The organism is Bacteroidales bacterium, assembly GCA_014860575.1.
Classification (GTDB): Bacteria; Bacteroidota; Bacteroidia; order Bacteroidales; family JAAYJT01; genus JAAYJT01.
This window is the reverse complement of record JACZJK010000004.1, coordinates 37,167-46,141: the sequence shown is the minus strand read 5'-3', so window position 1 is coordinate 46,141 and position 8,975 is coordinate 37,167. Positions and strand designations below refer to the sequence as shown.

The window sequence follows — 8,975 nt, the reverse complement described above, 5'->3', positions numbered from 1 at the left end:
CACGGATGATAACGGCTGCACCGCGTTTGTCAGCATTTTGTTGGTTGATCCCACCGGCATCACCGCAACGATCACCGGCAAAACCAATGTAAGCTGCAATGGCGGCACCAACGGCACCGCCACAGTAACCGGATCAGGCGGAACAGCGCCATACACTTATTTGTGGAGCAATGCACAAACCACAGCTACAGCCACCGGCCTTTCCGCCGGCATTTACACCGTCACCGTCACTGACGATAACGGATGCTCAGCCCTGGCCTTTGTAGAAATCACCGAACCCACGCTGCTGATCGCAGAGATCATAGCAAGCACTGAAGTAAGCTGTTATGAAGGAAGCGATGGCACAGCCACTGTGAACGCCACCGGCGGCACCACACCATATACATATGAGTGGGATACCGATCCAATCCAGTACGCAGCAACAGCCAGCGGTCTTGAAGCTGGCATGTACACTGTGACTGTTATTGACGCCAACGGTTGCGAAGCAGAAGCGATTGTGTTCATTTATGAAGGTACGGTACTCGAAATTAATCCGATCTCAGATATTGGACCGGTTTGCATTAACAGTTTGATTCCAAATATTTTACTTTCGGCTGTTCCTGCAAATCCATCCGTCGTGTACAATTGGGTTGTAGATGGCGATAATGTGGGTCTGATAAATGGCTCAAGCACCGGTTTGAACCCTCATATTCCCGCTTTCTTAACATCATCATTTGCTGGTTTTGCTGAAGTAACTGTCACGGCAACTCTGAATGAATGTATAGTTACCGAAGTATTTACAATTTCGGTTATTGAGAGCGCAACGGCGGATGCAGGTTCAGATTTCAGTATTTGTGCCGGCGACACATACATATTGTCTGGAAACGTGGAAAATCATTCAGGCTTTTTATGGACTAGCAGCGGAACCGGAACTTTTGATGATGCCACATCCCTGACAGCTACCTATACCCCAAGCGTGGGTGATATTTATGCGGTTCAGGTTACTTTGACCTTGACTGCTTTTGGTCAGGAAAATTGCGATAATGCCAGTGATGAGATGGTGCTTTCGATTTTCCCACCTCCAGCAGCCAATGCCGGACCCGATGCTTTCATTTGTGAAGGCGAACAGTTCCAGGTTTCTGGTGCATCTGCATCCCATTATTCTTCCATCAGCTGGTCTCATAATGGTTTAGGTGAAATTATTGACGAAAACACCCTGAATCCGATTTATGTTCCAGGAACTGCTGAAACAGGAATAGTGACCTTGACGCTAACTGCAGCCGGATATGGAACTTGCGAAGCTTTTAGTGATGAGTTATTATTGAATATCGTGCCTGCGCCGCTTGCCAATGCCGGTTCGGACAACGACTTGTGCGGTGAAAGTTTTATCCTGCTCACAGGTAATTTTGTTGCAAATGCAAGTGTTCAGTGGACACAGGTTTCAGGGCCAAACATGGCGTTCATCTTTAATTCGAACACCAACAACGCCTTAGCCTTTGGGGTCGTACCCGGAGAGTATGTTTTTGAATACACGGTTACCCTTGGTTCCTGCTCAAATTCTGACCAGGTTACCATCACCAACTGGCAATCACTTGTTTGTTGCATTTATGCCGGGCCGGATATAACTGCCTGCGATACAGAATCAATATTCATGGATGCCATAATGCCAATAGTTGGCACGGGTATGTGGTCGCAACATTCTGGGCCGGGCCTGGCCAACATTGTTGATCCGTTTAATCCGCAAACCGAGGTCAATGAACTTGTTCCCGGAAGCTATATTTTCCGCTGGGCTAATTTCAACGGGCCGGCCTGCGATACTATATGTGATTATATGCAGGTAATTGTTTCAGGATCAGCAATCGCTGATGCCGGGCCTGATGCGAGCATTTGTGTGGGTGAGGTTTATGAACTCATTGATGCAACTGCAGGCAACTATACGTCTTTACAGTGGAGTACAAGCGGTACAGGCTTGTTCAGCGATGCAAACATTCTGAACCCAATTTACTATCCAACTGCAAGCGACATCCTAAATGGTTTCGCGGTTCTTACCCTAACAGCTCACTCAAGCCCTCCATGCCCGACTGTTTCAAGTTCCATGTACCTGACCATAAATCAACTGGCAGAAATTCTTGCAGTTGATGACACAGGAATACCGGTGAATGGATACGAAGGTGGTATTTCGGTAATAAACGTGTTGACTAACGATCTGATCAATGGCCATATTCCCGATATTTCGGAAGTGATCATTCATCTTATTGAGCCGGCCTCGCATCCGGGCATAGTGTTGGATATTTCCAGCGGCCAGGTTACTGTTGCTGCCGGCACACCTGCCGGAATCTATACCTTGATTTACAGCATCTGTGAAGCATTATGCCCTGCAAATTGCAGTGATGCCATAGTTACCGTTGAAGTGCTGGCTCCGGAAATCCTTGCCATTGACGACGATTATACTCAGAACCCGGTGAACGGCTACGAAGGCAATCCGAATGTCGGCAACGCACTGGATAACGACCTGCTCAACGATCAGCCTGTTGATATCAGTGAGATAACGATTGAAGTGCTAATTCCGGCGGCTAATCCCGGTGTTATATTGGATATCACTACAGGAATTGTGAGTGTTGCCCCCGGAACACCTGCAGGAACCTATACAATCACTTACCAGATTTGTGAAATTCTGAACCCCTGGAACTGTGATGATGCTGTAATAACTGTGCTGGTAATTGCTCCTGAAATCCTCGCCATTGACGATGACTACACTCCGAACCCTGTTAACGGTTACGAAGGCAATCCGAATGTTGGCAACGCACTGGATAATGACCTGCTCAATGGCCAGCCAGTTGATATCAGCGAAATTACGATTGAGGTTCTTATTCCGGCGGCTAACCCCGGAGTTATATTGGATATCACTACAGGAATTGTGAGTGTTGCCCCCGGAACACCTGCAGGAACTTACACCATTACTTACCAGATATGCGAAATACTGAACCCCTGGAACTGTGATGATGCAGTAATAACTGTGTTGGTAATTGCTCCTGAAATCCTTGCCATTGACGATGATTATACTCCGAACCCGGTGAACGGTTACGAAGGCAACCCGAATGTTGGCAATGCACTGGATAATGATCTACTCAACGGTCAGCCGGTTGATATCAGCGAAATTACAATTGAGGTTCTAATCCCGGCGACGAACCCCGGTGTTGCATTGGACATCACCACAGGAATTGTGAGTGTTGCCCCCGGAACACCAGCCGGAACCTACACCATTAATTACCAGATTTGCGAAATACTGAATCCATGGAACTGTGATGATGCGATTATCACTGTGCTTGTTATTGCTCCGCCTATTGAAGCAAACAACATCAGCTTCGGGCCGGTAAATGGATGCGTAGGCAATGTAAATACCGGCAATGTTCTTGTAAACGATTTGCTTAACGATAATCCAGTCAGCATAAGCGAGATTACAATTTCTGTATTGATACCACCGTCGCATCCGGGCATAGCGCTTGATCTGGCCACCGGAATTGTCAGCATTGCACCTGAAACCCCTGCGGGAGTTTATACACTTACGTACCAGATCTGCGAAATTCTTAACCCGGATAATTGTGATGATGCAGTGGTGGAGATTAGCATCTTCGAGCTGATTATGGAATGTCCTGATGATCTCGTTGTTTGTGAAGATGAGTTACCTGTTATCCTAAGCGGTGCTACTCCCGAAGGCGGGATTTATTCCGGCGATCATGTTGCCTTTAATCCGAACTCAGAGGAATACGAGTTCAGTGCTCCTAGCTGTGGCATCTATACGATCACTTACACATTCACGGATGATGATGGCTGTACAAGATCGTGCGAATTTACCATTACCGTTTTTGAAATTCCGAAGCCGGTTATCGTTGGTCCTTCAGAGGTTTTTTCATGCACCGAAACTGATTATAGTATTGATGAGCAATCTGTGTGCAACGATCATTCAATAATCTCCTACAATTGGGTATTAACAGGTGGAGTATTTGTTCCGGATGGTTTGACCACTGCTACAGGAACACAGGTAACGGTGCAGTGGGATAATAGTTTGGTTCCCGGAAGCTTATCGGTTCAGGCAAGTATTTTTGATGTGATTGAATGCATTGGAAATGATGAAATGACGCCAATTGTAAAACTGAGTCCCGAATTTGCCGGTCAGGTCAAGTATTGGAACCAGTTTGAAACCTACATGCCGACACCGTTCCCGACAGTGGATTATGCAACCTACCCGCATGATTACTTCTATGTGATCCTTTGCCTCGATAGTGGCCAGGGTGTCATTGAACTTGATACGGTTATTGTTCAGCCCAGATTGCTTGAAGGCATCATTGACCTTATGTCGTATTTCGAGTTTGATATGAATTATTTTGTACAGGAATATGGCTGCGAAGGATATTTCCTCAAAATCTGGGATGGCGGTCTGGTGCATTATGATATGCCCGGAGGTTCAGGATTGAACCCGCCTTTAGCAGCAAGACAACTTGGAAATAACTTTACCTATAACAATTGGGGTGGAGTGAATGCTACCGATGCGCTTGCTATCCAACTGATGGCAACCCAGATCAATATCAATGCTGCTCCCTACTATTTCAATTGGGTTGGATCTATGGCCTGGGCTCCGCGTTTTGGATATTATTCACACAGCGCTGCCGATGTAAACAGTTCGAACCCATACATGAATGGTGGAATAACCGCACTTGATGCGCTTACAACCAATTACCGTGCTGTAGGCCTGATTGATGCTTTCCCCAATAACCAGTCAGGAATTCAGTACTCACCAAATTTCCGTGTAACCGGAAGATTGGTTCCTGAATTACCATACACAACATGGCCCGAACCGTTCAATTATGAGTTTGCTGCCGGCAACCCTGTAGCGCCAACAGCAGGCAATCCTCATGATGTGCCTTTCTTCCATAGCAATACTTCCTACCTCTACTTTACACCGGCAACCGATCATAAATACAGCAGTACTGCCATTGCCCTCACTGACAGGAATTTTATCAATATCTATTATCTTGCGCTTGGCGACATCAATTCCAGTCTTGTACCAACTTCTGCGGGATTCAAAGCCGAAACAAACCTGGCGTTGGTTTTTGATGGTGAAAGGGCTGTGAACAAGGGAGAAATCGTTAATATCCCTGTTAGGGTCACACGTGACACAGAATTAGGTGCTGTTACACTTGGCCTGAATTACCGTATTGATCTGATTGAGGTGCTCGGAGTTGATCAGGAAGTGTTTATGATAGATTCGGAAAAGGGAATTGTTCGCATAGCCTGGGCCGATTATAACCCGGTTTATGTGAGTAGCGACGAGGCGATTGTAAATATCAGGGTAAGAATTCTTGACGACATTGATAGTGAAACCCGTTACTTTGAGTTGGATGGAATTTCTGAACTTGCCGATGGAGAAGCACAGGTGATTAAAAACATCGGACTTGCCACTGATGCGCTGAATACTTCCACCAGCAACAGTAAACTGTTTATTACCAATTATCCTAATCCGTTTAAGGAAACAACAATGATCAGCTATAGCCTGCCGGAATCCGGAACGGTGAAACTGGTTGTTTATAACAGCATGGGTCAGATTGTTGAAACACTTGTAAGCCAGCGCCAGGAAGCCGGTACTTACTTAGTTGAGTTCAGCAATCCAACAATTAAACCCGGCGCTTATCTCTACCGGATATTCCTGCAAGGCGAGAAGAGTGACCATATGCAATCAAACACTATGATCCACATGCCTTGATAAACGTGGATCATAAAGGTTTATATCCCTGATTTATTAAACCAGACCGGGGCCGTTTCAATTACAGAAACGGCCCCGGTTTATTTGCACATTACTGAAATCAGGATCGTACGGCTATCGAGTGGTTGATTAGTTGAATGGTCGATTGGTGAAATGGTTGATTGGTCGATTAGTGGGAGTGGTGGAGTAATGGTTTACTGGAGTGATGGTGTGGTGAAGTGATTGGTTAATTGGTTAATCTGCAAATTTGTAGTTCGCTGATTCATTGTGCTTTGAACCTTGGATTTTGAGTTTTGGATTTTGAATTTTGTGTTTCAGCCCCCTATGAGCGTGGAGCGTGGGGAGTGGGGAGTAGGGAGTAATGGAGTTATGTTTGGTTAATTGGTGGGGTAGGTGGAGTAATGGAGTGTTTGGTAGTCAATCCTTTGATCTTTGAATTTGGGAATTGGGATTTAGGACTTTTTACATGGGTCCCAAACGGCTAATTCTGCTTGTCCTTAACCAAGGCATCCTTCTTTTCCTTACCCATCCTGAGTTTCAACAAGGTGATTACACCAACTGCAGCAATGGAGAGCACTGTTATTTCTCCCATGGTATCAAGTGCCCTAAAGTCAACAAGGATCACATTAACTACATTGCGGCCATGAGCAAGTATGTAGGAGTTATCAAGGAAATAATGACTGATGGTTTCTGGTGGTTCAGAACTCAATAGAACAAGTAATATGACTGTAATAAATGAGCCAACAGAAATTGAAATGACGGCATCACGGATCTTTGTGCTTTTTGAAGAGTAGCTGGCAAAGCGTGGGATTTTATAAGCGATCAGCACCAGCAGGACGACAGTGAGGGTTTCGATTGAAAACTGCGTAAGGGCAAGGTCAGGTGCACCATAGAATACAAAAATAAGGGCAACTCCATAACCTGTTATCCCTATTGATGCAACAGCGCCCAATACTGACTTCGATTTGATAGCAAAAAAAGCAGCAAGTAACAGTACCACCACAATCAGAATCTCATAAAGATAGATCTGATGAATCGTGAGAGAAATAACGCTTAGGTCTACAAAGCTGAATAATGACAGGAATCCAATAACCAACACAGTAGTCATCATCCAGTAAATATAATGCCGCAGGTAGCCGTCTTGGAAAAATTTGGTCTGCCAGCTGGCAAACTTCACCATTCTATCAATTACTTTATAATAAACAGACTCCATAAGGTATTCGGAGTGCGACGTGTAAAAGTTATTAATCTGCCTGCCAATGCTTCTTATATAGAAGAAGAAAAAACCTCCTAACAGCGTGAGGACGCTCAGCAACAAGCTCAGATTGAAACCATGCCACAAATGTAAATTCGCTGTAAAAGTTGTACCCATACTTGCACTTGCTGCCGGAGCAATAATAGTTTCTGACAACAATGAAGGGAAGATCCCAAAAATCAAGCCCAGGGAAGCCAGCAACATTGGAGGAAACCATAACCGAAATGGAGCATGGTGGGGGTGTTTTGGTGTTTCCCTGAAAGGTCCGAAAAAGGGTTTTATCCCAACAATTATGGCAGTAGCAACCAGTAGCATGTTAACCAGCACTGCTATAGTTGTCAGCAATATTGTCACCCCTTCGCCATGGAGTGTGCTCTCGTAAATCATTTCTTTCCCAATAAATCCAAGCAGGGGAGGAAGGCCGGCATAAGAAAGTGCGGCAAGCACGGCCGCAATCATTACGTATGGGAGTTTTTTCCCCAGGCCTCCAAGAAAGCGCACATCCCGGGTGCCGGTTTCATGATCAATGGCGCCTGCCACAAGGAACAAGGAGCCTTTATACAAAGCATGAATTACAAGAAAAATGATGGCAGCCGTAATAGCCGTTTGTGTGCCTATACCAATCAAAAATACGAGTATGCCGAGGGCGCTGACCGTTGTATAAGCAAGGATACGTTTTAAATCCGTCTGACCCAGTGCCTGCACAGCACCAAGCACCATCGTAATGCCACCAAATATCAGCAAGGTATATGTCCACGGCTCAGTACCTCCTATGGCCGGGTTTAAACGGGCAAGGAGATAAACACCTGCCTTTACCATAGTAGCTGAGTGCAGGTATGCACTTACCGGGGTTGGAGCCTCCATGGCGCTGGGCAACCAGAAATGGAAAGGGAATTGGGCTGATTTCGAAAAAGCGCCCCAAAAAATCAGGAAGAGCATTGCAAAATACAGTTCATGTGAAATGATAGCGTCATGTTGTGAAAGCAAATCACTAATGTTAAAGCTACCACCGGCAAAGCCCATGATGATCATTCCGGCCAATAAAGCCAGGCCGCCGCCGCCGGTAACGAGTAATGCCTGCAATGCAGCATTCCTTGCTTTTTCCGATTCATGGTTAAAGCCAATCAGAAGGTATGAACTAATGCTTGTAAGTTCCCAGAAAATAAAGAGTGTAATCAGGTTATCAGATAAAACCACGCCAAGCATCGAGGCCATGAAGAAGAAGGTGTAACCATAAAATCTACCCAGCTTTTTATGTCCATGGAGGTAACTGCTTCCATAAAATACTATGAGGGCACCGATACCGCTGATAATTAACGCAAAAGTTAAGCTTAACCCATCAATCAAAAAACCAATATGAATATTCAGTTCCGGGAACCATTTATAATGGCTGCTTATAATTTCACCGTTTGCGATAGCAGGAATATAAGTTCCCAGATAAGCGAAAATGGACAATGGAACAAGGGTCAGAAAATATCCGGCGAGCCGGGGTGCAGCCTTGTGAATATATGGAGCGGCAATAGCCGCTATAAAACCAGCCAGAATTGCCGTTATCATAGTAGATCGTTTTTAGTACTATTCTCGTTTTCAGCTATTGTTGATCCGCCATTTTCTTCTTCTAAGCCACTCTCTGGTGAGCGGCTCCCTTTCTTGTATTTCCCTTCGAGGCGATCCAGCACAGTTTTATCCCACTTTTTATATTTTGATTTATGTGCAGCCCTTCCCATAAGATGTGCTCCCACAGGAACTGTCAGGAAAAGAAAAATATTGGTACCGATCACATGCACAGTAATGCCAAATTCAGCAAAGTGAATAGCCAATGCAATCAGAATGCTTGAAACACCTAAGGTTGCTGCAATTGTTGAGGCGGACATCCGAAGAAATACATCCGGCATTTTGAGTAAGCCAATGGCCCCAAGGAAAATAAAAACGGTTCCCAATACCAGAAAAAATATAACTACAATTTCCCTCATGTTATTA

At 45.2% G+C, this 8,975-nt stretch carries 3 protein-coding genes; 1 reads left to right on the top strand and 2 read right to left on the bottom strand.

All coding sequences use genetic code 11. The features are described from left to right. Nucleotides 1-5,740 (top strand): T9SS type A sorting domain-containing protein (locus IH597_00400; protein ID MBE0660903.1); only part of this gene is annotated, 5,740 nt, incomplete at its 5' end. 481 nt (nt 5,741-6,221) lie between these two features. Here the strand turns inward: IH597_00400 and IH597_00395 are convergent. Both IH597_00395 and IH597_00390 read right to left on the bottom strand, forming a co-directional pair. Continuing rightward, on the bottom strand, nt 6,222-8,552 hold the full coding sequence (locus IH597_00395) for a putative monovalent cation/H+ antiporter subunit A (GenBank protein ID MBE0660902.1): 2,331 nt from the start codon (nt 8,550-8,552) through the stop codon (nt 6,222-6,224). Continuing rightward, complete coding sequence (locus IH597_00390) at nt 8,549-8,968, bottom strand: monovalent cation/H(+) antiporter subunit G (protein ID MBE0660901.1); 420 nt, start codon at nt 8,966-8,968, stop codon at nt 8,549-8,551. The genes IH597_00395 and IH597_00390 overlap by 4 nt, the downstream gene beginning before the upstream one ends. Nucleotides 8,969-8,975 lie beyond the last annotated feature (7 nt).